The sequence below is a fragment of the Saccharospirillum sp. genome (assembly GCF_039982735.1).
Lineage (GTDB): Bacteria > Pseudomonadota > Gammaproteobacteria > Pseudomonadales > Natronospirillaceae > Saccharospirillum.
This window is the reverse complement of the sequence record NZ_JBDWXV010000015.1, coordinates 12885-34656: the sequence shown is the minus strand read 5'-3', so window position 1 is coordinate 34656 and position 21772 is coordinate 12885. Positions and strand designations below refer to the sequence as shown.

Below are 21772 nucleotides of genomic sequence, written 5' to 3'. Positions count from 1 at the left end.
AAGCAGTAACCGCTTGATGACTTTAAGCCGCCTTAGCGATTGGTCAACTTGATCTCAATGCGCCGGTTATTCTGAAAGGCCTCTTCGGTGAAAGCCGGGTCAACCGGGTGATGTTCGCCAAAGCCTGCTGCCGCCATGCGGTTCTGATCGATGCCCTGTTGTGCCAGATAGCGAACAACCGACACCGCCCGGGCTGTGGAAAGCTCCCAGTTGGAGGGGAAACGCTCGGTGTTGATTGGGCGCTGGTCAGTATGGCCGTCGATGCGCAGTATCCAGTTGATGTCGTCGGGTATGTCAGCGGCGATTTCTTCGAAAATATCGGCTAGTTTGTCCAGTTCGCCCTGGCCCGCAGCGCCCAGCGTCGCCGAAGCCGACTCGAAAAACAGCTCGGAAGGCAGCAGAAAGCGATCGCCCTCGATCCGGATGTTGGGGTTGTTGGCCAACGCCTGACGCAGCCGGCCAAAGAAATCGGAACGGTATTGTTCGAGTTCGTTAACGCGCTGTGCCAGTGCCGTATTTAAACGCTCGCCCAGGTCTGCCAGCAGAATCTCTTGCTCGGCAGTCAATTCCTGTTCCAGTGCCAGAGCGGTGCTGATCTGGTTGAGCTGGGCTTGCAGGGCATCAATTTGCTGACTCAAGCGGTCAATCTCAGCCTGGGCCCGGGCCGACAGGCGTTTTTCCTCTTCCAGGGCTTCCTCGCCTTCGCTGGCGATGGCGACCAGGTCTTCAATGCGCAGTTCCTGTTCCTCGATCTCACGCTGGGCGAGTAGGGTGCGCTCCTCTTCGGTCGCCAACCTGGCTTCCAGGGCCTGGCTGCGATCGCGCAGGGAACCGACCAGCTCATCCCGGGCGGCCAGTTCGACTTCCAACTGATCGACGGTTTCCTCGCTTTGGTTCAGGCGGGTTACCAGGCCGGCAATTTCCTGTTCCAGTTCGGCCCGCAATTCGCGCAGGGTCACGATATCCTGCTGCAGTGCGGCTTTTTCCCGTAGCTGGACTTCAATGGTTTCCCGGTCGGTCTCAATGGTTTCTTCAAGCGCGGCTACCTGCTCCTCTAACCCGGCCTGGCGTTGCAGGCTCTGGTTATACTGGGCGCGCAGTGATACCAGCCGTTCGTTCAGTGCTTCATTGCTTTCTTCCTGAAGGCGCAAGGCATTGCTGATTTCGGCAAGGCGGGCATTGAGCCGGTTCAGTTCGGCATCCCGGTCCGAGACGGTTTCAGCCAGAAATACCTGCGCCAGCGTGAAGATCAACAACATAAAGATGACCAGCAACAGCAGCGCCGACAAGGCGTCGACGTAGCCGGGCCAGACATTGACGGTGGATTGAGCGCGTCTGCGACTGCCTAACATCAGCGGGGCTCCGTTCAGTCGTCGTCAGAAAAGCCCAGCTTTTCTTTCAGCTGGCGATTTTCTTCTTCGAGGATCAGAAGTTCTTCGGCCAATTCTTCACGGGCTTTCTGGGTCCGTGGCAGGCCGGGCTCTTCGGTCAGGTCGCGCGCGTCAATCAGGTTGGTCAGGCCCGTCAGCCATTCTTCGAGACTGTCGTAAAAACGGTTCTGGGCATGGCCGGCTTGAATGTCCAGAAAACCCAGCACCAGTGAACCACCGAGGCCAAGCAGGGAGGAGCTGAAGGCTGTGCCCATGCCATCCAGGGGCCGCAACAGGCCGGCCTGGAGTTCGCCGAAAACCTGTTCAAAATCCTGATTGCCGATGTCGAGGTTGATGATTACCCGGCCCACCGCTTCAATGGTGCCCAGCAGACCCCAAAAGGTACCCAGCAGCCCTAGAAACACCAGCAGGCTGATCATATAGCGGGAAATCTCGCGGGATTCATCGAGCCGTGAGCGAATGCCATCGAGCACGGTGCGCAGCGACAGCGCCGACAGGGTAAAGCGGTCGCGCTTGAAGTCTTCACCCAGCTGACGCGCCAGCGGCTTTAACAGTCGCGGTTCTTGCTTGACAGACAAGCCGCTGCGGCCGGTTCGAAACAGGGCAATCCACTGCAATTCGGGGCGCAGAATCAGGACCTGACGGTAGGTCAGGCCAATACCAATCAGCAAAACGGCCAGAATGAGGGCATTAAAGACCCAGTTGGCCATAAAGGCGGACTTGAGAGGTTCATAAATCAGAGCACAGACGGTAGCGACGATCAGCAGGTAGACCGTCATCCAGAAAAGGGTATGTTTGGGGTTGCTCATGAACACTCCTAGATGCGACAGCAGACGAACGGAAAGTACCTTAGCACACTGTTCTTAACGTTGTCCTACCGACTTTCTGCCTGATATTCGGTTTGAGTTTTTGATGGCCTGTTACCACACTGTTCCGGGAATCCGCTTTGATGGGTGACGTGTTCGGCTACTTAATAAGGAGGTTGGTTCTGCTTGGTAGGAATGAGTGCGTTCAGGCCACCGGGTAGGCTTACCCGGGGTCGGCGTGAACCCATCCATGGGGCCTAGACCGCAGCATCCTTGCTGCGGACTTCCCCGGATAAGCCTACCCGGCAGCCTGTACTTGATTTTCGCAACACCTATATCTAGGCAGAAAGCACAGAAAAACACTTTAAAGTTCGTTTATGCGCGGATAAACTTCAATATCGAACAAAAAAGAAAATAACGGCGTTACAGAATCCGGGGTTCCTATGACAGATTTACTGCTAGCCATTGATCAGGGCACGACCAGTACCCGCACCATTCTCTTCAATCGGCAGGGCGACAGCCTGGCCAGTGCGCAACAGGAATTTGAACAGCACTTTCCAGATGACGGCTGGGTTGAGCACAATCCAGAAGACATCTGGCAGTCGACGCTCGATACCTTGAAAAAGGTCGTTGCCAGGGCTGGGGAACACGATGGCACGGTTCGGGCGCTGGGCATTACCAATCAGCGGGAAACCACCCTGGTGTGGAATCGCAAGACGGGTGAGCCGCTGTATAACGCCATCGTCTGGCAGGACCGGCGCACAGCCCGGTACTGTGAGGAGCTTCAGGACCGTAAAACCGAAGGCTGGGTGCATGAAAAAACCGGGTTGCTGCTGGATCCGTATTTCTCCGCCTCGAAAGTCGCCTGGATTCTCGACAACGTCAAAGGCGCCCGGGCCCAGGCAGAGGCCGGTGATCTGTTGTTCGGCACTGTTGATACCTACCTGATCTGGAAAATGACCGGAGGCAAACGCCACGTCACCGATGCGACCAATGCCTCGCGGACGCTGCTGTTCAACATTCATACCCAGCAATGGGATTCCGCGCTGTTGGATCTGTTCCGTGTGCCCCGTTCAATGATGCCGACGGTGTTGGATTCGGCCGCCGATTTTGGCACTACCGATCCGAAGGTCGTGGGTATTGAGCTGCCCATTGCCGGTGTGGCCGGCGACCAGCAAGCCGCGCTGTTCGGTCAATGCTGCTTCGACAAGGGCATGACCAAGAGCACCTATGGGACCGGCTGTTTTATGGTGATGAACACGGGTTCGCAACCGGTCAATTCAAAGCACCGCCTGCTGACCACCGTTGGCTACCGGATCGATGGCCGGGTGACCTACGCACTGGAAGGGTCGATCTTCATGGCAGGGGCCACCATGCAGTGGCTGCGGGATAAAATGGGCTTCATCAAGCACGCCGCTGACAGCGAAGCCATGGCCGAAAAAGTAGGGCCGGATCAGCATGTGTATCTGGTCCCGGCGTTTACCGGACTGGGCGCCCCGCATTGGGATCCGGATGCACGCGCCGCTCTGGTCGGGATGACGCGGGATACTGGCATTGAGCACATCGTGACGGCGGGTTTACAGTCAGTCGGGTACCAGACCGCCGATCTGCTGGGTGCCATGCTCGACGATGGCGCTATTGACGAAGTTGAACTGCGTATCGATGGTGGCATGGCGGCGAACAACTGGGCGATGCAGTTTCTGTCGAACGTGACCGACTCTAAAGTGACCCGCCCGGTCATTACGGAAACCACCGCCCTGGGTGCGGCGATGCTGGCCGGGTTGCAGACCGGAGTTTACAAGTCGACCCGGGAATTGTCTGAATTGTGGCAGGCAGACCGCACCTTTGATACCGACATGAAGTCGGATCAGCGCAAGCGACTGGTGTCTGGCTGGCAGCGCGCGGTTCGATCAGCGTTGATGGATTGAACCAGGCATTGAGTTCAGGCCCGGTATTTGTAAACGGTATTGCGGCTGACCCCGGCCGCTTTTGCGGTTTTGGAGACATTGCCGTGGTGCTCTTTCAGCAACCGGGGTATTAGCCGTTCCAGAGGTTCTACCTCTGGCGTGTTCCCCGGCTGGTGCGGGCTGTCGAGCTCATCGAAAAAGTCGTCGGGCAGGTGCCAGTCTTCCAGTTCATCCCCGTCGGCCATGGCCATGCCCACTTTCAAAACATGAACCAGCTGGCGCATGTTGCCGGGCCAGGGGTGTTTGACCAGCATCTTAAGCAAGTGCTCACTCAGCGGCTGGGCGGGTTCTTCCAGGCGCAAACGCTCGAAAACGTAGCGGATCAGTTCGGCCTTGTCGGCCCGGTCGCGCAGCGAGGGCAGTTCGATATTGAGGCCGGAAATTCGGTAATACAGGTCTTCCCTGAACCGGCCTTCGGCGACTTCGTCCTTCAGAATCCGGTTGGTTGCTGAAATCAGCTTGATGTCGACTGGAAACACCTCGGTTGAGCCCAGCGGGGTAACCATGCGTTCCTGCAATACACGCAGCAGTCGCGACTGAACCGTCAGTGGCATTTCCCCAATTTCATCGAGAAAGAGGGTGCCCCGGTGGGCGCGACGAATCAGGCCGATCGAGCCCTTGTTCTGAGCGCCGGTGAAAGCGCCGCGCTCGTAGCCAAAGAGTTCAGACTCGACGAGTTCCGACGGGATGGCGGCGCAGTTAACCGCCACCAGCATCTCACTGGCCCGGCTGCTGTGATAATGAAGGCTACGCACCAGAATTTCCTTGCCGGCGCCGGTTTCACCGTGAATTAGAATTGGAATGTCCTTTTCCATGATCTTGTGCGCCTGGCGCACCGTCCGCCGTACCCGCACGTCCCCATGTTCCAGTTGCTCCAGTGGTATGACATTAGGCGGCAGCGGGTATTGCGGCTGGGCGGCCTCTATTTCCCGGGCTGGAAATTGTACTTCCTGGCGCTCTGTCGCCTCTGGCCCTGTGTCTGGTTCGGTGTAGGCCGTCAAATCAAAAGGGGCGGTCTGTGCCTCAGCATCAAGTGGGGTGACTGGTGGGCTATAGTCGGCCCGGTTGCGGAAATCGGGCACCCGCATGACCGGTGCCAGGGGTGGGATGACTTTTACATAGATCTGAAACCGGCCCATGGCACGCAGTTTCATCGGCGCGTTGGGCGGGTGGTGCTTGATTTCCCGCATGGAGCAGTCAAAGACCTGGTTGATGTTCAACAAGGCGAGATCCTGCGCCAGGACGACCTCGGCCCGCCGGTTGGCCGAGACGATGATGCCATTCTCATCGAGCACCAGAATGCCGGACCAGTGGCTGTCGAGACTGACGACATTGGTATTGAAGGTGAGTATAAAGTGGTCTTTCTGAAACGCCGAATAAATCAGCCGGTTTTCGACACTCAGCGACATCAATTTAACCATGCCCAGGGTGTGGTCCTGCGGCAGGTAGGCATCGGAGGAAATATCCAGAACCCCCACCAGGTCATTCTTGGTGTCGTAGATGGGGGAGGCCGAGCCCACCATGAAGCGATTGGCACGCAGGAAATGCTCGTCCCGGCCTACCTGAATGGCGTGGCCGGTGATCAGGGCGGTACCGATAGCGTTGGTGCCAACCCCCACCTCTGTCCATTGATTGCCACCCACCAGCCCGTGTTCGGAAGCGGGTCCGAAACGCGATTGCCCCCAGGTATTGAGGACATGCCCTTGCCGGTCGGCCAGAACAATCATGCAAGATGAGTTGCTCAGGATGTTTTCGTAGTACGGAAGGACTTCTTTTTCCGTTGTCTCCAGCAAGCTGTGATGCTGTTCGACCCGGTCCTTGAGCTCCCCTTTCGGTAAGGTGGCAAAGTTGGGCTGGCTACCATGCTCCAGACCATACTGCTCACACCGGAACCACGATTCCTGAATCACATCTTTGTGATCTTTAGTGTTCGTATCGAGACTCTCATGTCCTGTGAAATCAGGACTTGGTTGTGCGTTTTGTTGTTGTTTAGACAGACTTGAATGTTCGTTTTTGTCCATTTCCGGCTCCGGTACCACTGATTACCAGGGTGGAGCGACAAGCCATGCGCAACATTCTGCATTGGTTTGCGGGCAAGTCAACTGTGAAGCAGTGTTCATAGGCGTCTATCGGCAGATTCAGGCTGACGTTCTCCCAGCATTGAGGGCCAGCTTCGACAGGGGGCTCACTGCCAAGGTAACGCCGAGGTGTGGTCAGTTGTTCACAAAAGTGTTCATTTTTACGGTCAGTCTGAACACTTTGAACAGTTTTGAACACTGGTGATGCAGGGTCAGGTCGTCTGCTTTTCCGGGCTTATTGCGGTAAATAGGGCGCGAAGCACCATTAGATAAGGGTGTTGGAAAATATTCGATAATTTTCGTTTCTTCTGGCACGGGTCTTGTAACACTCCTATCACAGTATGTCGGAATCTGATCTGTCCGCGGCAAGCCAAAAACGCAGTGACCGGATTCCGGCCAGCAACAGCGGTTTCAGACCGAAATAACAACAAAAGGCCGATAAGGCTATCCACCCCGCTCAACCTGTGAGTGGGGTTGCAAGACCAAACAATAACGACAAAGGGTAAGTAGCATGTCATTGACGCTGCAAAACGTGTCACGGGTCGTCGATGGAGAGACCTGGATTTCGGATGTCGATCTGACACTGGAACCGGGTTCCTTCAACGTATTGCTGGGGCGAACGCTTTCCGGCAAAACCACTCTGATGCGTCTGATGGCCGGACTTGACCGGCCAACCAAGGGCAAGGTTCTAATGAACGGCGTGGATGTCACCGGCGTGTCGGTGCGCGAGCGGAACATCTCCATGGTGTATCAACAGTTTATCAATTACCCGAACCTGACCGTTTACGAAAACATTGCCTCGCCGCTGCGCCTGGCCAAACTGGACAAAAGCACGCTCGATAGGCGGGTGCGTGAAACCGCTGAAATGCTGGGCATCGAGTCCATGCTTGATCGTCTGCCACTGGAACTCTCCGGGGGGCAACAGCAGAGAACGGCGATGGCTCGTGCTCTGGTGAAGGACGCCCAGGTGGTCCTGTTCGATGAACCCCTGGTCAACCTCGACTACAAATTGCGCGAAGGGTTGCGCGATGAGTTGCGCAATCTGTTCAAGGAACGCAATTGCATTGCCGTTTACGCCACGACCGAGCCCAATGAGGCCCTGGCATTGGGCGGAAATACAGCGGTATTGCATGAGGGGCGCTTGCTGCAAATGGGCCCAACGGCACAGGTGTACCACAAGCCGCGCGATATCATCACGGCAGAAATGTTCTCGGAACCGCCCATTAATGTGGTGCCGGGTGAGGTGACAGAAAATGAAGTCACCTTTGATCAGGATGTGCACTTTCAACTGAACAATGATCTGAAAATGCTGCAGCCGGGGCATTACCAGTTCGGGGTCCGGGCCTCGCACATCGGTCTGGTGCCTCATTCCGACGACGACCTTGAACTGCCGGTAAAAGTGGATCTGGCCGAGCTGTCCGGTTCGGAGACCTTCCTGCACGTGCGCAACCCTCACTTCGAGCTGGTGCTGCATTTGTCCGGAGTCCACGAATACGAGGTTGATCAGGAGATCAAAATCTATTTCCCGACCCACAAGTTGTATGCCTTCGATACCCAGGGCTCGCTTGTTCACTCGCCCGCCCGACTTGTGGAGGCCTGATCATGGCGCAAATTACCTTGAAGTCACTGGCGCATACTTACAGTGCCAACCCCAAAGGTCCGGAAGACTATGCCATTCGTGAAATGCAGCATGTCTGGGAGCAAGGTGGGGCTTATGCCTTGCTGGGCCCATCCGGGTGCGGGAAGTCGACGTTGCTGAACATCATTTCCGGCCTGCTGGAGCCTTCTGATGGTGACATCCTGTTCGACGATATCCGGGTTAATAAACTGAAACCCGAGCAGCGCAACATTGCTCAGGTGTTTCAGTTCCCGGTGGTGTACGACACCATGACGGTGTTCGAGAACCTCGCTTTTCCACTGCGCAACATCGGTGTGCCTGAGCATAAGGTCAAGTCCAAGGTGTATGAAGTGGCGGAAGTGCTGGAGCTGACTGAACAGCTGAACCGCAAAGCCAAAGGGCTAAGTGCCGATCAGAAGCAAAAAGTATCGATGGGTCGTGGCCTGGTAAGGGACGATGTATCCGCCATTTTGTTCGACGAACCGCTGACGGTCATTGACCCGCAACTGAAATGGAAGCTGCGGCGCAAGCTCAAGCAGATCCACAAGCAGTTCAACACCACCATGGTGTATGTAACACACGATCAGTTGGAGGCATCGACCTTCGCCGACAAGATCGCGTTGATGTTCGAAGGTCAGATCGTTCAGTTCGGTACACCCCGGGAATTGTTTGAAAGCCCGAAGCATACCTTTGTCGGTTACTTCATTGGCAGCCCGGGCATGAATTTCATCACGCCGGAGCTGACTGATCGCGGTCTTGAATTTGAAGGCCAGCTGATGCCGGTAGCGGATGAGATGGTCGCGCATTTGCGCCAGTCCGGTATTAACAACATCAAACTGGGCATTCGCCCCGAGTTTGTCCATGTCTGGACAGAAGCCAATGACGATGCCTTTGAGGTCACCATTCAGGATATCGAAGATCTGGGTACCTACCGGATCATGTCGTTCCGCTTCGGCTCGATTCCGATGAAGGCACGATTGCACGAAGATCAGAAAGTGCCGGATAAAAAAGCACGCGTCAGCTTTCCCGAGCAATGGCTCAAAGTCTATGCCGACGAATATTTGTTGGAGCTTCCCCATGAATAAGATTGAAAGTAACAAGGGGTGGTTGTTTGTTCTGCCCGTCTTCATTGTCGTCGCATTTTCAGCGGTTATCCCGCTGATGACGGTGGTGAACTATTCGGTTCAGGATGTGTTCGACGCTAATACCCGTTTCTTCACCGGTACAGAATGGTACCGGACGATGTTGAACGATCCGCAATTGCAGGGTGCGCTTGTCCGGCAATTTATTTTCTCCTTCACCATTCTGGCCATTGAAGTGCCCCTTGGCATTCTGGTGGCGCTGATGATGCCCAAGAAGGGCTGGCAGGCATCACTGTCGCTGGTGCTGGTGTCGTTACCACTGCTGATTCCGCTGAACGTAGTGGGCACTATCTGGCAAATATTTACCCGCACAGACATTGGTCTGATGGGCTGGGGGGTACGTGAACTGGGGTATGCCTACAACATTTCACGAAATTCAGGCGATGCCTGGGCGACCATTATTTTGATGGATGTCTGGCACTGGACACCGCTGATTGCCTTGTTGTGCTACAGCGGCCTGCGCGCCATCCCTGAGGCTTATTATCAGGCTGCCCGTATTGATCGCGCCTCACGCTGGGCCGTGTTCCGTTACATCCAACTGCCCAAGCTGACCAATGTGCTGGTTATTGGCGTGCTGATTCGCTTTATGGACTCGTTCATGATCTATGCCGAGCCTTTTGTGTTGACAGGGGGCGGCCCTGGCAGTTCAACCACCTTCCTCAGCCAGGCACTGACTGCGATGGCCATCGGGCAATTTGACCTGGGCCCTGCGGCCGCTTTCTCGATCATTTATTTTCTGATCATTCTGGCGGTGAGCTTCGTGTTCTACACCACCATCATGCACATGCAAAAAGATAAGACGACGCAAAAGACCGGGGATAGCTGAGATGACGATGACCACGACAAACGGTGCTTCGATGCCAAAGTCGAAATCTGCCCCCTCATTCGATGTTCGTGCCCGGTACAAAGGAGACTCTGCCATGAAGTCACGCATTGGTCTGACCATCTATTTGGTACTGTTGATCCTGCCGATCTACTGGCTGGTCAACATGTCGTTTAAAACCAACCAGGAAATACTGGGTGCGCTGTCATTCTTTCCCAATAATTTCACGCTGGATAACTACCAGCGCATTCTAACCGACCCTAGCTGGTACAGCGGCTACATCAACTCCATGACCTATGTGGCCATGAACATGACCATCAGTTTGCTGGTAGCACTGCCGGCGGCCTATGCGTTCAGTCGCTATAAGTTTGTTGGTGACAAGCATCTGTTTTTCTGGCTGCTGACCAACAAGATGGCGCCACCGGCGGTGTTCGCTTTGCCATTCTTCCAGCTGTACTCCTCGATCGGCTTGTTCGATACGCACATCGCCGTAGCACTGGCTCACTGTCTGTTTAACGTGGCTTTGGCTGTCTGGATTCTGGAAGGGTTTATGTCGGGCGTACCCATCGAAATTGATGAGACGGCTTACATCGACGGCTACAAGTTCTGGAACTTCTTCCTGAAGATCTACATTCCACTGATTCGCTCGGGCATTGGGGTCACCGCCTTCTTTCTGTTCATGTTCTCCTGGATAGAACTGTTGCTTGCACGCACCTTAACGGCAACGGAGTCACAGCCCATTCAGGCGATCATGACGCGCACGGCCGGGGCGTCTGGCATTGACTGGGGGCTGTTGTCGGCTGCCGGCGTTCTGACCATCTTGCCTGGCATTTTTGTTATCTACTTTGTTCGTAACCACGTCGCCAAGGGCTTCGCTCTTGGCCGTACCTGAGGAGACTTCCAATGAACTGGATGGTCTGGACTTTACCCACAGCCGGCTTTTTCTCTGCAATAGCGGTGATTCTGGCGGGTATGACGGTGTGGCAGTATTTCTCGCCGTCGATTGAACGCAAGGGTTTTTTGCCCATCAGTACCACCCGGGGTGATCGACTGTTTATTGGTCTGCTGACCAGTGCTTTCTTTCATCTGGGTATGGTTGGGTTTACGGAGTTTCACGTGTTGGTAGCAACCGCTCTGTCAGTCGTCTGGGTAGTCGTACTGATGCGCTGGGGTTGACCCGAAGCAATGTGAAACAAAAGGAAAGGACGATGTTAGTAAAGGGATGTAATTCGAGAACCAAGAATGAGGTCATCATGAACAATAAAAAAATGAAGTACCTATCGCTAGTTATGTCAGGTTCTTTCCTGATTGCTGCCCACACTCAGGCCGAAGACCAGTATCGTCAAGCGGCCGAGCGTTGGGTTGATAACAACTTTCAGCGCTCTACGCTCAGCCGTGAAGAGCAGATTGCTGAACTTGAGTGGTTCATTCAGGCCGCCGAACCGTTCCGGGGCATGGAGATCAGTACCGTTGCTGAAGGGCTGACAACACACGAATATGAATCGAGCGTGTTGGCTGAAGCCTTTGCCGAAATTACCGGTATTGAAGTCACGCACAACATCATCGGCGAGGGTGACGTTGTAAACACCATGCAAACGCAAATGCAGTCCAACCGAAGCATTTATGACGGCTTCGTCAACGACTCGGATGCGATCGGCACGCACCTGCGCTACGGGAAGACCATTGCCATTTCAGATGCAATGGAAAATGAATGGCGCGATTTTACCAACCCGGGCCTGGATCTGGATGATTTTATCGGCATCCAGTACACCACCGGCCCGGACGGCAAGATCTACCAGTTACCTACGCAGCAGTTCGCCAACCTCTACTGGTTCCGTGCCGACTGGTTCGAGCGTGAAGACCTGAAGGCGGCGTTCCGTGACGAGTACGGCTATGACCTGGGTGTGCCATTGAACTGGTCGGCCTATGAAGATATCGCTGAGTTCTTCACTGGTCGCGAAATCGACGGCCAAACCGTTTATGGCCACATGGACTATGGTCGTCGTGATCCGTCACTGGGCTGGCGCTTCCACGACTCCTGGTTCTCCATGGCCGGCATGGGCGACCCGGGTCTGCCGTTCGGTAACCCTGTCGATGACTGGGGCATTCGTGTGAATGCAGAGGGCAACCCGGTTGGTGCCAGTGTTACCCGCGGTGGTGCTACCAACTCGCCCGCGTCTGAATACGCGCTGCGTAAAATGGTTGACTGGTTGCGTGACTATGCACCACCAGAAGCACAGGGCATGACCTTTGGTGAAGCAGGGCCGGTACCGGCGCAGGGCAATATCGCCCAGCAAGCGTTCTGGTACACCGCCTTTACGGCAGACATGACGGATCCGTCATTGCCGGTAACGGAAGACGACGGAACGCCGAAGTGGCGAATGGCTCCATCGCCAGTCGGTCCGTACTGGGAAGAAGGCATGAAAGTCGGCTATCAGGACGTAGGTGCCTGGACCTTCTTTGATTCCACGCCGGAAGACCGTCGTACCGCTGCCTGGTTGTTTGCCCAGTTCACTGTGTCCAAAACGGTGTCGCTGGAAAAAACCATCCGCGGCCTGACACCCATTCGTCGTTCTGATATCAATTCCGATGAAATGACTGAGCTGGCTCCCAAGCTGGGCGGTCTGGTTGAATTCTATCGCAGCCCGAATGAGAGCATGTGGACACCGTCTGGTACCAACGTACCTGACTATCCGCGGCTTGCACCGCTGTGGTGGCAGAACCTGGCACCGGCCGTTAGTGGTGAAATTTCTGCTCAGGAAGCACTGGATAATCTGGCCGGTGCGATTGATAACACCATGAGTCGTCTGGCTCGTGCCAATGTGTTTGAGCAGTATGCTCCAATCCTCAATGAAGAGCGTGATGCCCAATACTGGCTCGATCAGCCGGGTGCACCCAAGCCTCGTCTGAACAATGAAAAGCCGCAGGGCCGTACCCAGCCATATGATGAAATGATGGCTGAGTGGATGGCTGCCGGTACGATGTAACGGACTGGGGTTTGCTCGCCGTATGAGCAAACCCTCATTTTAACATTGTCAGACAGATCAACTAGACACGAGAGTTAATGCAAATGAGGCGGCCGGACTATTCACCCGGCCTGGGGTTTCTGCCTGAAACCCCCTCTCGTTTGTACCCACAAGTGCTGAGTCCTTGGGCTGGTTTCCAGCCCCTTTTTCGATAACACCAGAAGCCTGGTGTCGGTCGAAGGTAGTGATGGAAGCGCAAGTCTCAGGAAGCCTTAACCTAAAACGAACAATAAAAACCTGCATTGCCGTGCTAACAATACGGTGCGAGCGGGTACACAGTGAAGGTTATTCCCATGTTCAATTCTCATTCCTTTTTTCGGGCGGCCGTCCTGATGATGTGCTGTGCCTGCCAGGTAACCCTGGCCGATGTTCTGGATACCTGGATAGACCAGGAATTCACCCCCTCCACCCTGACCCGGGAGCAGCAGCGGGCCGAACTTGACTGGTTCAGATCTGCAGCCGAACCACTGCAGGGTATGATCATCAACGTATTGAGTGAAGGCATTGCGACGCATGAGTATGAATCGGAGGTTTTGGCCCGCGCGTTTTCAGAGATCACCGGTATAACGGTTAATCATGTCATCGCCCGTGAAGATCAGGTCATACACCAGCTTTGGTTGCAAATGATATCCGGTACCAATGAGTTTGATTTGTTCGCCAACGATTCCGATTCGATTGGCACGCATTTCAGATCCGGAAAAATTCTGTCACTCAGTGATTTTATGGCCAATGAAGGGGAGGCAGTGACCTTGCCGACACTGGATATCGAAGACTTTATTGGCCTCGATTTCGTGCGCGGCGCCGATGGGGAAATCTATCAGTTGCCGACCCAGCAATTCGCCAACCTTTACTGGTTCCGCTATGACTGGTTCGAACGCCCCGACTTGCAAGCCCGATTCGCCGAGCGTTATGGCTATGACCTTGGTGTGCCCGTCAACTGGTCGGCCTATGAAGACATTGCCGAGTTTTTCACCGACGACGTCGGACAACTCGACGGGCAGCGTGTGTATGGCCATTCAGACTACGGAAAACGGGATCCCTCGCTTGGTTGGCGTTTTACCGATGCCTGGTTTTCCATGGCGGGTGCCGGCGACCCGGGTCTGCCTAATGGATTGCCGGTCGATGAGTGGGGCATACGGGTGGAGGATTGCCGTCCGGTAGGCTCACACGTAGCGCGAGGCGGTGCCACCAATGCTCCGGCCTCGGTCTACGCGCTGACTACTTACATTGACTGGCTAAAGCGATTCGCACCCCCGGAAGCACAGAGCCTGACCTTCGAACAGGCCGGTTCATTGCCAGCCAATGGCAACATTGCCCAGCAGATATTCTGGTACACCACCTTTACCCACGATTTGTTGCAGTCCGGTCTGCCGGTTACTCACGCCGACGGTACACCCAAGTGGCGCATGGCCCCGTCGCCCCATGGCGCCTACTGGGAAGAGGGGATGAAACTGGGCTATCAGGACGTGGGTGCCTGGACAATTCCCCGCTTCATGAGCCTTGAGCGCCAGCAAGCGGCCTGGCTGTACGCTCAGTTTACTGTCTCGAAAACCGTCTCCCTGAAGAAGACCCTGACCGGACTGACCCCAATTCGTGATTCAGACCTGGCTTCCGGGGCGATGACTGAAATGGCCCCCAGGCTTGGTGGTCTGGTGGAGTTTTATCGCAGCCCGGCCCGGGCGTTCTGGACTCCGACCGGCAACAACGTCCCGGATTATCCAAGGTTGTCCGAGCGCTGGTGGCCCAACATTGCTGACGCCGTATCTGGCATCAAAACCCCACAGGAAGCGCTGGATCAGCTAGCCACCGAGCAAGACCGGGTGATGTCTACGATGCAGCGCACGGTACAGACCGAGGTATGTCGACCGCACATAGAGCGACTTGTCGATGCGGAAGGCGCTGACTACTGGCTATCTCAACCTGGTGCACCGAAGGCGGTACTGGCCAACGAAAAACCCCCAGGGCAGACCATCCGCTACGACGATTTACTGGAAGCCTGGAATGCCGGGCGCGCTCGTTGAGCCTGGGAGATGGTTATATGAACACTAAGTCGTGGTCCAGACTGCTAAGTGGGATTGGCGTGCGCCTCAGTGCATTGATTCTATTGGTGGCGCTCGTTATTTCCGGGGTATTCGGCTATGTGCAATTAGGCATGAGCCAGTCGCAAACTGACTATCAGCGCCTGGTCGTCGACATCAGGCTCGGTAATGAACAACTGGAAACGCTCAGAACCAATTACCTGAGAACCTCGGCATTGTCGACAACCTTGCTGTCTGCCGGGACCCTGGAAGAGGTTGACCGCTATGAGCAGGAGTTAACCGGTTTGTCAGGGCGTTTTGCTGACGTGACGGATCAGTTGCAGTCATTGTTCCCTGAAGCCGGCACGGTGATCGAGCCGTTGCGCGCCTCCCGGCGTCAACTGGATGAATCGGTGGCGTTGATCGTTCAGCTGCAGCGTCAGGTTTTGCAAACCCGACTGCAACGGGAGTATGGGCTGGCGGCATTTCGCGATGAAGTGGCCGGGCTGAGCGAGGCGTTGTCCGACCTCATTCAACTGATCAATATGACGCCCAATGATTACCCGGCCGTCATCGAAGCGCAACGGGTGGAACAGATGTTGTTGTCGCTGGAGCTTGAGATCATCAGTTATCTGGCGACGTCGGATATCGGTTTGCTGGAACGGCAGCGCATGTTGATAGAAGATACCATTCAAAATGTGGAAGCCACCTTTGATATTGTTATTCGAATGGAAGGTGACCCCTTTACCCGGGGTGATTTTGAATCCCTCAATGCAGGCTTTGATGACCTGGTGATCAATCACATTGTGCAACCTGAATTGCTGGACCGCCATGATGATTTTCTGCAATTGCAGTCGAGCGCTCTGGCGACCGTTAGGGAAGTGGAAGCGAGTGTTTTCGGTTTTGGAGAGAGCGTTGAAACCATTCAACGCCGGGTGGAGGGGATCATTGTAGCGAGCCAGGCCAGAGCACAGCGCATCAGCGACCAGGTTCGAAGCGCCATGTTGGCGGCCCTGTTGGTGGTGGTTGTCAGCTGCGGCGGGTTGCTGTGGATGACCCGGGTACTGGTGATTCGGCCCGTGCAACAGATCGCTGGGCGCGTAATCGATATCGCACAGGGGGGATGGCGACCTGACGCGAAGGCTGGATGTACAACGCAGCGATGAACTCGGCACACTGGCGGGGTATTTCAACGATTTCATTGGCAAGATAGTGAGCAGGTCGAACAGATGAGCCGGTCGATTGGTTCAGCGGCAGACACTCAACATCAGTTGGGGGTTCAGGTCTCGGATCGGGCGGCATCGGTGGCACAAAGCAGCGAGTTAACACTCGACGAGGCAGCTCGTAGCGAAGCGCTGTGTGATGCCGTTGATCAATTGAGTCGCGATTTAAACGAGCGGGTAGAGTTGTTTGGTGTGAGCCAGGTTTAACAGGCGTTAGGTTGGGGGCAATAACGCCCCCGGTATTCTTATTGCGCCGACAGTGTGCGTTCAAATAATGAAAGTACCCGAACGTCGTCGACCTCAACGGCGACCTTAACCAGCGGTCTGTTTTCCCAGCCTTCCGTTGGAAAGGTACGTCCTTCGGGTGCCATCATCGTCTGACCGATAGCCAGACCATCGGTCGCCACACGAATGGCACCATGGCGACAGCCGAACAGAGAGGAGTCCAGCACGTAGGCGATGGTAGCGGCGTCGTGGAAATAACAGCCATCGATGCCCATGGCCTCACGGTAAAAGCCGAAATAATGTTGTGCCGCCTTGTTCAAAAACCCGCCCTGTTCCGGATTCGCCGCTTCGATGCGTTCCAGCACCCCTGATTTGAGCAGAACCTGATGCGTCACATCCAGGCCAATCATGGTGACTGGCCAGTCGGCTCCAAAAACGGCGTCGCCAGCGTGCGGGTCGTTGATCAGGTTGGCTTCAGCCACCGGACTGACGTTACCGGTTTCGTGCACGGCGCCACCCATTAACACCACTTCTTTTACTTTACTGGCAATGTCCGGGTCCAGTTCCAGCGCCAGCGCCAGATTAGTCAGCGGCCCCAGTGCAACCAGGGTCACTTCGCCCGGGTTTGAATTGACGGTGTCGACCATAAAATGTGGGGCACTGCGCACATCACGTTCACAGGCTGCTTCTGGCCAGCCTATGTTGCCGAAGCCGTCCTGGCCGTGTACGTAGTCAGCATGTTTACGCGGCTCCATCATCAGCGGTGTGTTGGCCCCCTTGGCGACCGGAACGGGTTTGCCCGCCCACTGGCTCAATGTCAGTGCATTCAGGGTGGCACGTTCGGCACTGACATTGCCGAATACGGTGGTAAGACCCAGTACTTCGATTTCTGCAGCACCAAAGGCGAACAGGATGGCCATGGCATCGTCGATGCCCGGGTCTGTGTCGATGATGATTTTGTGCGTCATGCCGGGTCTCCGTCTGTGGGTTGGTGTGCTGTCTTGCGAACAAAGGCCTGGGTTTCTTCCAGCGTGGGGATGGAAGAGGACGCCCCGAGGCGGGTGACGCAGATCGCGGCAGCGGCCGACCCCAATGCCATGGCCTGTGCCGGGCTATTGCCTGCGGCAAGCGCCGACAAGGCATAACCAATAAAGGTATCACCGGCGGCTGTGGTATCGAGGGCCTCGACCGAGTGTGCAGCAACGCTGTCTCTGTCAGTCTGGTGCAAATACACAACGCCCGCTTTGCCCAGCGTTAGCAGGGTATGCAATTGCGGGTAGGTGTTAACCAGGGCCTGCTCGGCATCGGCAACGGTCTGGGTTTCGGTCAGGTCCATCGCTTCGACTTCATTGACGATCAGCCAGTCGACCTGGCTCAGCAACGGCCTGACCCGTTGCACATCCATAGGGGCCGGGTTGAAGGCGATGGTCAGCCCTTGCTTGCGCGCTTGAGCAATGGCAGTTTCGAGGCCATTGGTTTCATTCTGCATCAGCAGCCAGTCGCCGGCTTTTCCGGTGTCCAGTGCCTGTTCCAGTTGGGCTTCCGTCAGCCGGTGGTTGGCACCCGGATATAGAATGATGGCGTTTTCGGCAGCTTTGGTCAGCTGGATGATGGCATGGCCACTGGCCTGGGGCAGCAGAACGACCTGGTCGGTATTGACCCCGGCCTCCTTCAGCTGTGTCAGGGCCCAGTCATCCTGCTGACCCAACGCGCCAATGTGCCGTACGTCGGCGCCGGCGCGAGCTAGCGCAATGGACTGATTGGCACCCTTGCCACCCAGTACGGTCTGGTAATCGGTTGAACCCAGGGTTTCTCCGGGGCGGACAAAGTGGTCGACCTGGTACAAATGATCAATATTAATGGAACCGAGGTTGTAGAGGGTCATAAAGGCATTCCGGCCGTCTGAAAAAGGGAGGGTTTGGCACCGCCGTGATCCAATAGTATGGCAGTGGTTTAGCTTGACTGTGAAGTTCGCTAAGATTAGATCAAGAACAGTAAACCAATCGGTCAGGTTTTTAAACCACCAGGCCGACACCAGGAGTCTGATATGGCCTACGATCCGAACAACATCTTCGCCAAAATGCTGCGCGACGAAATTCCCTGCATCAAGGTCTATGAAGACGACTACACCCTAGCGTTTATGGATATCATGCCACAGACCGATGGCCATACCCTGGTGATTCCAAAAGAGCCCGCCGAGACCTTGATGGACTTGTCCGATGAGGCGGCAGCACACTGGATTCAAACTACCAAGAAAGTCGCGGCTGCGGTAAAAGCAGGGCTAGAGGCCAATGGCGTGGTGTTGTTTCAGTTGAATGGCAAGGGAGCGGGTCAAACCGTCCCTCATGTTCACTGCCATGTTATCCCGGGCTCCATCGCCGACCTGCGCCAGCCTCACGCCACCAAAGAAGCGGATTTGGAGCATCTTAAGTCGCTGGCTGAAAAGATCCGGGCGGCGTTGTAATACTGCTGAGCGGTCAGGCCGGAGCCGTCAGGGTATCCGGCTCATCGGCCAGATTGGCCAGCCAGTAGCGGCGGCGAACACGCCAGTAGACGCCCGCCGCCTTGACGACTTCTTCGCTCAACACCAGAGCGTATACCCAGATAAAGGGCAGCTCCCAGATAAAGGCCGCTATCCAGGTCAATGGCAGGCCAATCAGCCAAAGCGCTACCATATCCATGCCCAGACAAAACTTGCTGTCGCCGCCGGCGCGCAGAATGCCCTGAATGGCGGTCATGTTGAACACCTTGATCCAGAAGCCCAGGCACATGATGACCATGGCCCATTGTGTCTGGCGAAGGGTTTCGCCGTCCTGGGTGGCCAGTGTTGCCAGTAGAACCGGAGAGCCGATCAGCAGCAATATACCCACCATCAGAGAGCCCAGTGGTGCCATCCACATAAAGCGATTGGCCAGCCATTGTACTTCGTCGAACTGGCCGCGCCCGAGGCGCTGACCAATCATGATGCCGCAGGCGTTGACCAGGCCAAAAAACAGCGAGTGATACATGCCTTCAATGGGTGCCAGCAGGCTCATCACCGCCAGCGGTACAGTGCCCATGCGGCCGGCGATCAGGGTGTAACCCAGTGAACCCACTGACCAGAGCGTAAAATTCAATACCAGCGGCCAGGTCAGCGTGAAAAACCGTCTGGGCAGGGTAGAGTGGCGCAGATCAGCAAAGGCGCTGACCGACAGATGCAGGGTTCGGGTGCGTTGAACGTCAACGGTCATCCAGCCGATCTGAAATACGCGCGCCAGTACTGTCGCAACCGCCGCGCCGGTGACACCCAGGGCAGGCACGCCCAGCCCACCGTTAATAAACCAGTAATTCATGACGATATTCAGCACGATGGCTACGATCGCGTACTTCAGCGGCCAGCCAGTGCGGCCGATGGCGCGCATTGCTGATTCATAAACGATGATGCCCTGGGTTGTGAATAAGGTCAGGCCGAGCAAAGCCATGTAGGGAGTGCCCAGTTGGATAACCGCAGGGTCCTGTGTTCCCAGGCGCACCAGAAACTCAGCGTTTAGAATTACCAGCAGGGTAAAGGGCAGCATGATCAGGGCGCCGACACACTGCGACAGTGCCAGTGTTTGCCGGACTTTCTCATGGCGACCGGCGCCAAAATACTGGGCACAGAGAATGCTGCACCCAGTCCCCAGCGCGGCCATGATCAGAATCAGTACGAAATTCAGCTTGGCCGCCAGGCCGACGGCCGCTACCGCCTCACTGCCCAGATGCCCGACCATCAGCACGTCAGCCATGGCCAGCGCGGATACCAGAGCTGACTGAAACGCGACTGGTAAAGCCAGTGCAAAAACCTGTTGCCAGAATGCCCGATAGCTCATCGATTCTCCATATGCACCCGAACGGGTGCAGTCAGGTTGATACTGTGAAAAAGAATGTTCCGATCGAATGGCGGTTGCTTAGTAGCGTCGGCGGTTGTTCAGGAATCGATGGAATGGGCTTGTAGTGAGCTATATTCTAGGGTCAGCTAACCCCAAGGACTATGTGCAGATGAATCAACAACCTGTGAATATGAATCATGAAGATTTTCAGGACATTCTGATTCTTGGCCCAGAATGCCGAGAGCGCTTTCTGATTACTGAGGAGATTCCTGAGCTTAGAGATCATGACATGCACATGGGTGGGGTCAGTTGGCTGCGTGGGCATTATCACGTCGGACGAAAAGATCCCGACATACATACCCTGCTGTTCACACTCGGAGGTGGCGGACAGGTTCTTTTGCCGGGTCGATCAGAGGTAATTACCCCTGGCAGCGTTACCCTGCTGCCTGCCCATCAACCTTTCCTGTTTGAACTGGGTACCGCAGAGCAGGAATGGCGAATGGCCTGGCTCCTGCTGGACGACTCCGAGGTCTGGTCTGCCTTGCGCGGTCATCCGGCAGATGTGTTTCAGCATGATCAGGTTTGGGCTATTTCGCCGATGATGGACGCACTTTATCACCAGATTAAGACACCGCGCCGGCGCCGCATGGTCGGGCTGATCAGTGAAATACTGACCGACGTGTTGCTCAGAGAGTCGGGCTATAGCCGGCTTGAAATGACAGTACGTCAATTGTATGCCCAGCTCGAAGACCAGTTGCATCATCCCTGGTCTCAGGCGCGATTGGCCGAGCGGGTACATTGCTCGGTACCGCACCTCAACCGGGTGTGCAAGAAACTTTATGGTCAGGGGCCCATGTCGCGCCTGGCGGATCTCCGGTTGCAGCGCGCCGGTGAACTTTTGGCGAGCAGTAACTGGCAAGTCAGTCAAATTGCTCAGCGGGTTGGCTATGCCGATGCCTTCAATTTCAGTCACTGGTTTCGTGGCCGAACCGGAATGTCGCCGACCCAGTTCAGGCGCTATTCGCGCAGCCGCTCCTTGCAGGAAAAGGAGCAGGTATCGCTGAAGTAGAAGGCCATGCTGATTATTAATTAGCCACCTGGCTGGCTAATAAATGTTCAGCATGGAATGACTTTCTAGCTCAATTAATTAGCGAATTATCCGCTGGTTTTCAGGTTATCTGGCGTTTTTAAGCCTTTTTTTAGGCGCCAGGAAAAACCACCTAATGCACATTGGTTGTCTGTTCGTATGTAAGACATTGCCGACAATTTTTGGGTATGACGAGTCAATCACAAAAAAAAATATTGGCAAATATCCCCGATTGACTTGGGTGGCCCGAAACCGTTTCATACACGCGCCGAATGCGAGCATGTCGTCGCGGCACACTGAACATGAAGTTCAGTAGCACGATCCAACCTCCGGAGTCCTGATCAGCTCCGCACGGGTTGCGAAGGGAACAGCTACAGACAGGGAAAGACAAGGACGATGCGTCTTTGATCTATTTTAAATCCTACGCCTGCGGGCGCAGCGATCCTCTATTTCCCTTTCTGTCTGTGACTCTCGATAGCGTATCGCGCTGAATTCGTACTGCGTGAAGGAATGCAGTACG

The 21772-nt window shown here is 55.5% G+C and carries 18 protein-coding genes; 12 read left to right on the top strand and 6 right to left on the bottom strand.

What is annotated here, in order from left to right; translation table 11 throughout:
- Positions 1-32: 32 nt before the first annotated feature.
- The gene (locus ABJT94_RS13590; protein ID WP_348476065.1) at positions 33-1352 is read right to left on the bottom strand and encodes an OmpA family protein; all 1320 of its coding nucleotides are present in this window, start codon (positions 1350-1352) and stop codon (positions 33-35) included.
- 14 nt (positions 1353-1366) lie between these two features.
- Positions 1367-2200, bottom strand: a complete 834-nt coding sequence (locus ABJT94_RS13585) for a hypothetical protein (RefSeq protein ID WP_348476064.1) — start codon at positions 2198-2200, stop codon at positions 1367-1369.
- Between the two features lie 440 nt (positions 2201-2640).
- Here ABJT94_RS13585 and glpK point away from each other — a divergent pair, with 440 nt between their 5' ends.
- Entirely contained in the window at positions 2641-4125 is a 1485-nt protein-coding gene (gene glpK, locus ABJT94_RS13580) for a glycerol kinase GlpK (protein WP_348476063.1), read from the top strand.
- Positions 4126-4139: 14 nt separating this feature from the next.
- On the opposite strand, the gene ABJT94_RS13575 is transcribed toward glpK, so the two are convergent.
- The gene (locus tag ABJT94_RS13575; RefSeq protein ID WP_348476062.1) at positions 4140-6074 is read right to left on the bottom strand and encodes a sigma-54-dependent Fis family transcriptional regulator; all 1935 of its coding nucleotides are present in this window, start codon (positions 6072-6074) and stop codon (positions 4140-4142) included.
- A gap of 679 nt (positions 6075-6753) precedes the next feature.
- Here ABJT94_RS13575 and ABJT94_RS13570 point away from each other — a divergent pair.
- The 9 genes from ABJT94_RS13570 (at position 6754) to ABJT94_RS13530 (ending at position 16299) form a co-directional block, all read left to right on the top strand.
- Positions 6754-7842 carry an ABC transporter ATP-binding protein gene (locus ABJT94_RS13570; RefSeq protein WP_348476061.1) on the top strand — a complete coding sequence of 363 codons (1089 nt, stop codon included), beginning with the start codon at positions 6754-6756 and terminating at the stop codon, positions 7840-7842.
- 2 nt (positions 7843-7844) lie between these two features.
- Positions 7845-8945, top strand: coding sequence for an ABC transporter ATP-binding protein (locus ABJT94_RS13565; RefSeq protein WP_348476060.1), 1101 nt, complete (start codon positions 7845-7847; stop codon positions 8943-8945).
- The gene (locus ABJT94_RS13560; RefSeq protein WP_348476059.1) at positions 8938-9828 is read left to right on the top strand and encodes a sugar ABC transporter permease; all 891 of its coding nucleotides are present in this window, start codon (positions 8938-8940) and stop codon (positions 9826-9828) included. The genes ABJT94_RS13565 and ABJT94_RS13560 overlap by 8 nt, the downstream gene beginning before the upstream one ends.
- Before the next feature lie 94 nt (positions 9829-9922).
- Positions 9923-10717 (top strand): carbohydrate ABC transporter permease, encoded by a 795-nt coding sequence (locus ABJT94_RS13555; protein ID WP_127555746.1) that lies wholly within the window; start codon positions 9923-9925, stop codon positions 10715-10717.
- A gap of 11 nt (positions 10718-10728) precedes the next feature.
- On the top strand, positions 10729-11001 hold the full coding sequence (locus tag ABJT94_RS13550) for a DUF2160 domain-containing protein (protein ID WP_348476058.1): 273 nt from the start codon (positions 10729-10731) through the stop codon (positions 10999-11001).
- Between the two features lie 77 nt (positions 11002-11078).
- Positions 11079-12812 carry an ABC transporter substrate-binding protein gene (locus ABJT94_RS13545; RefSeq protein WP_348476057.1) on the top strand — a complete coding sequence of 578 codons (1734 nt, stop codon included), beginning with the start codon at positions 11079-11081 and terminating at the stop codon, positions 12810-12812.
- A gap of 371 nt (positions 12813-13183) precedes the next feature.
- A complete protein-coding gene (locus ABJT94_RS13540) occupies positions 13184-14872 on the top strand; it encodes an ABC transporter substrate-binding protein (protein WP_348476158.1) in 1689 nt (562 codons plus the stop codon).
- Between the two features lie 17 nt (positions 14873-14889).
- Positions 14890-16035, top strand: a complete 1146-nt coding sequence (locus tag ABJT94_RS13535) for a hypothetical protein (protein ID WP_348476055.1) — start codon at positions 14890-14892, stop codon at positions 16033-16035.
- 63 nt (positions 16036-16098) lie between these two features.
- Positions 16099-16299, top strand: coding sequence for a hypothetical protein (locus ABJT94_RS13530; protein WP_348476054.1), 201 nt, complete (start codon positions 16099-16101; stop codon positions 16297-16299).
- Positions 16300-16337: 38 nt separating this feature from the next.
- On the opposite strand, the gene ABJT94_RS13525 is transcribed toward ABJT94_RS13530, so the two are convergent.
- Both ABJT94_RS13525 and ABJT94_RS13520 read right to left on the bottom strand, forming a co-directional pair.
- Positions 16338-17285, bottom strand: a complete 948-nt coding sequence (locus ABJT94_RS13525; protein WP_348476052.1) for a nucleoside hydrolase — start codon at positions 17283-17285, stop codon at positions 16338-16340.
- Complete coding sequence (locus ABJT94_RS13520; RefSeq protein ID WP_348476051.1) at positions 17282-18202, bottom strand: ribokinase; 921 nt, start codon at positions 18200-18202, stop codon at positions 17282-17284. The genes ABJT94_RS13525 and ABJT94_RS13520 overlap by 4 nt, the downstream gene beginning before the upstream one ends.
- Before the next feature lie 162 nt (positions 18203-18364).
- Here ABJT94_RS13520 and ABJT94_RS13515 point away from each other — a divergent pair, with 162 nt between their 5' ends.
- Positions 18365-18781, top strand: coding sequence for an HIT family protein (locus ABJT94_RS13515; RefSeq protein WP_348476050.1), 417 nt, complete (start codon positions 18365-18367; stop codon positions 18779-18781).
- A gap of 13 nt (positions 18782-18794) precedes the next feature.
- Here the strand turns inward: ABJT94_RS13515 and ABJT94_RS13510 are convergent, their stop codons facing one another.
- Positions 18795-20165 (bottom strand): MATE family efflux transporter, encoded by a 1371-nt coding sequence (locus ABJT94_RS13510; protein WP_348476049.1) that lies wholly within the window; start codon positions 20163-20165, stop codon positions 18795-18797.
- A 169-nt stretch (positions 20166-20334) separates the two neighbouring features.
- On the opposite strand from ABJT94_RS13510, the gene ABJT94_RS13505 reads away from it, so the two are divergent.
- Positions 20335-21234: an AraC family transcriptional regulator gene (locus ABJT94_RS13505; protein ID WP_348476048.1), complete on the top strand. Its 900-nt coding sequence runs from the start codon at positions 20335-20337 to the stop codon at positions 21232-21234.
- Positions 21235-21772 lie beyond the last annotated feature (538 nt).

Bases quoted from the DNA above. Each gene is read 5' to 3' on its own strand.
- ABJT94_RS13520 (WP_348476051.1), bottom strand. From the start codon at position 18,202: ATGACCCTCTACAACCTCGGTTCCATTAATATTGATCATTTGTACCAG.
- ABJT94_RS13540 (WP_348476158.1), top strand. From the start codon at position 13,184: ATGATGTGCTGTGCCTGCCAGGTAACCCTGGCCGATGTTCTGGATACC.
- ABJT94_RS13545 (WP_348476057.1), top strand. From the start codon at position 11,079: ATGAACAATAAAAAAATGAAGTACCTATCGCTAGTTATGTCAGGTTCT.
- ABJT94_RS13555 (WP_127555746.1), top strand. From the start codon at position 9,923: ATGAAGTCACGCATTGGTCTGACCATCTATTTGGTACTGTTGATCCTG.
- ABJT94_RS13510 (WP_348476049.1), bottom strand. From the start codon at position 20,165: ATGAGCTATCGGGCATTCTGGCAACAGGTTTTTGCACTGGCTTTACCA.
- ABJT94_RS13590 (WP_348476065.1), bottom strand. From the start codon at position 1,352: ATGTTAGGCAGTCGCAGACGCGCTCAATCCACCGTCAATGTCTGGCCC.
- ABJT94_RS13525 (WP_348476052.1), bottom strand. From the start codon at position 17,285: ATGACGCACAAAATCATCATCGACACAGACCCGGGCATCGACGATGCC.
- ABJT94_RS13570 (WP_348476061.1), top strand. From the start codon at position 6,754: ATGTCATTGACGCTGCAAAACGTGTCACGGGTCGTCGATGGAGAGACC.
- ABJT94_RS13585 (WP_348476064.1), bottom strand. From the start codon at position 2,200: ATGAGCAACCCCAAACATACCCTTTTCTGGATGACGGTCTACCTGCTG.
- ABJT94_RS13535 (WP_348476055.1), top strand. From the start codon at position 14,890: ATGAACACTAAGTCGTGGTCCAGACTGCTAAGTGGGATTGGCGTGCGC.
- glpK (WP_348476063.1), top strand. From the start codon at position 2,641: ATGACAGATTTACTGCTAGCCATTGATCAGGGCACGACCAGTACCCGC.
- ABJT94_RS13505 (WP_348476048.1), top strand. From the start codon at position 20,335: ATGAATCAACAACCTGTGAATATGAATCATGAAGATTTTCAGGACATT.
- ABJT94_RS13560 (WP_348476059.1), top strand. From the start codon at position 8,938: ATGAATAAGATTGAAAGTAACAAGGGGTGGTTGTTTGTTCTGCCCGTC.
- ABJT94_RS13550 (WP_348476058.1), top strand. From the start codon at position 10,729: ATGAACTGGATGGTCTGGACTTTACCCACAGCCGGCTTTTTCTCTGCA.
- ABJT94_RS13565 (WP_348476060.1), top strand. From the start codon at position 7,845: ATGGCGCAAATTACCTTGAAGTCACTGGCGCATACTTACAGTGCCAAC.
- ABJT94_RS13530 (WP_348476054.1), top strand. From the start codon at position 16,099: ATGAGCCGGTCGATTGGTTCAGCGGCAGACACTCAACATCAGTTGGGG.
- ABJT94_RS13515 (WP_348476050.1), top strand. From the start codon at position 18,365: ATGGCCTACGATCCGAACAACATCTTCGCCAAAATGCTGCGCGACGAA.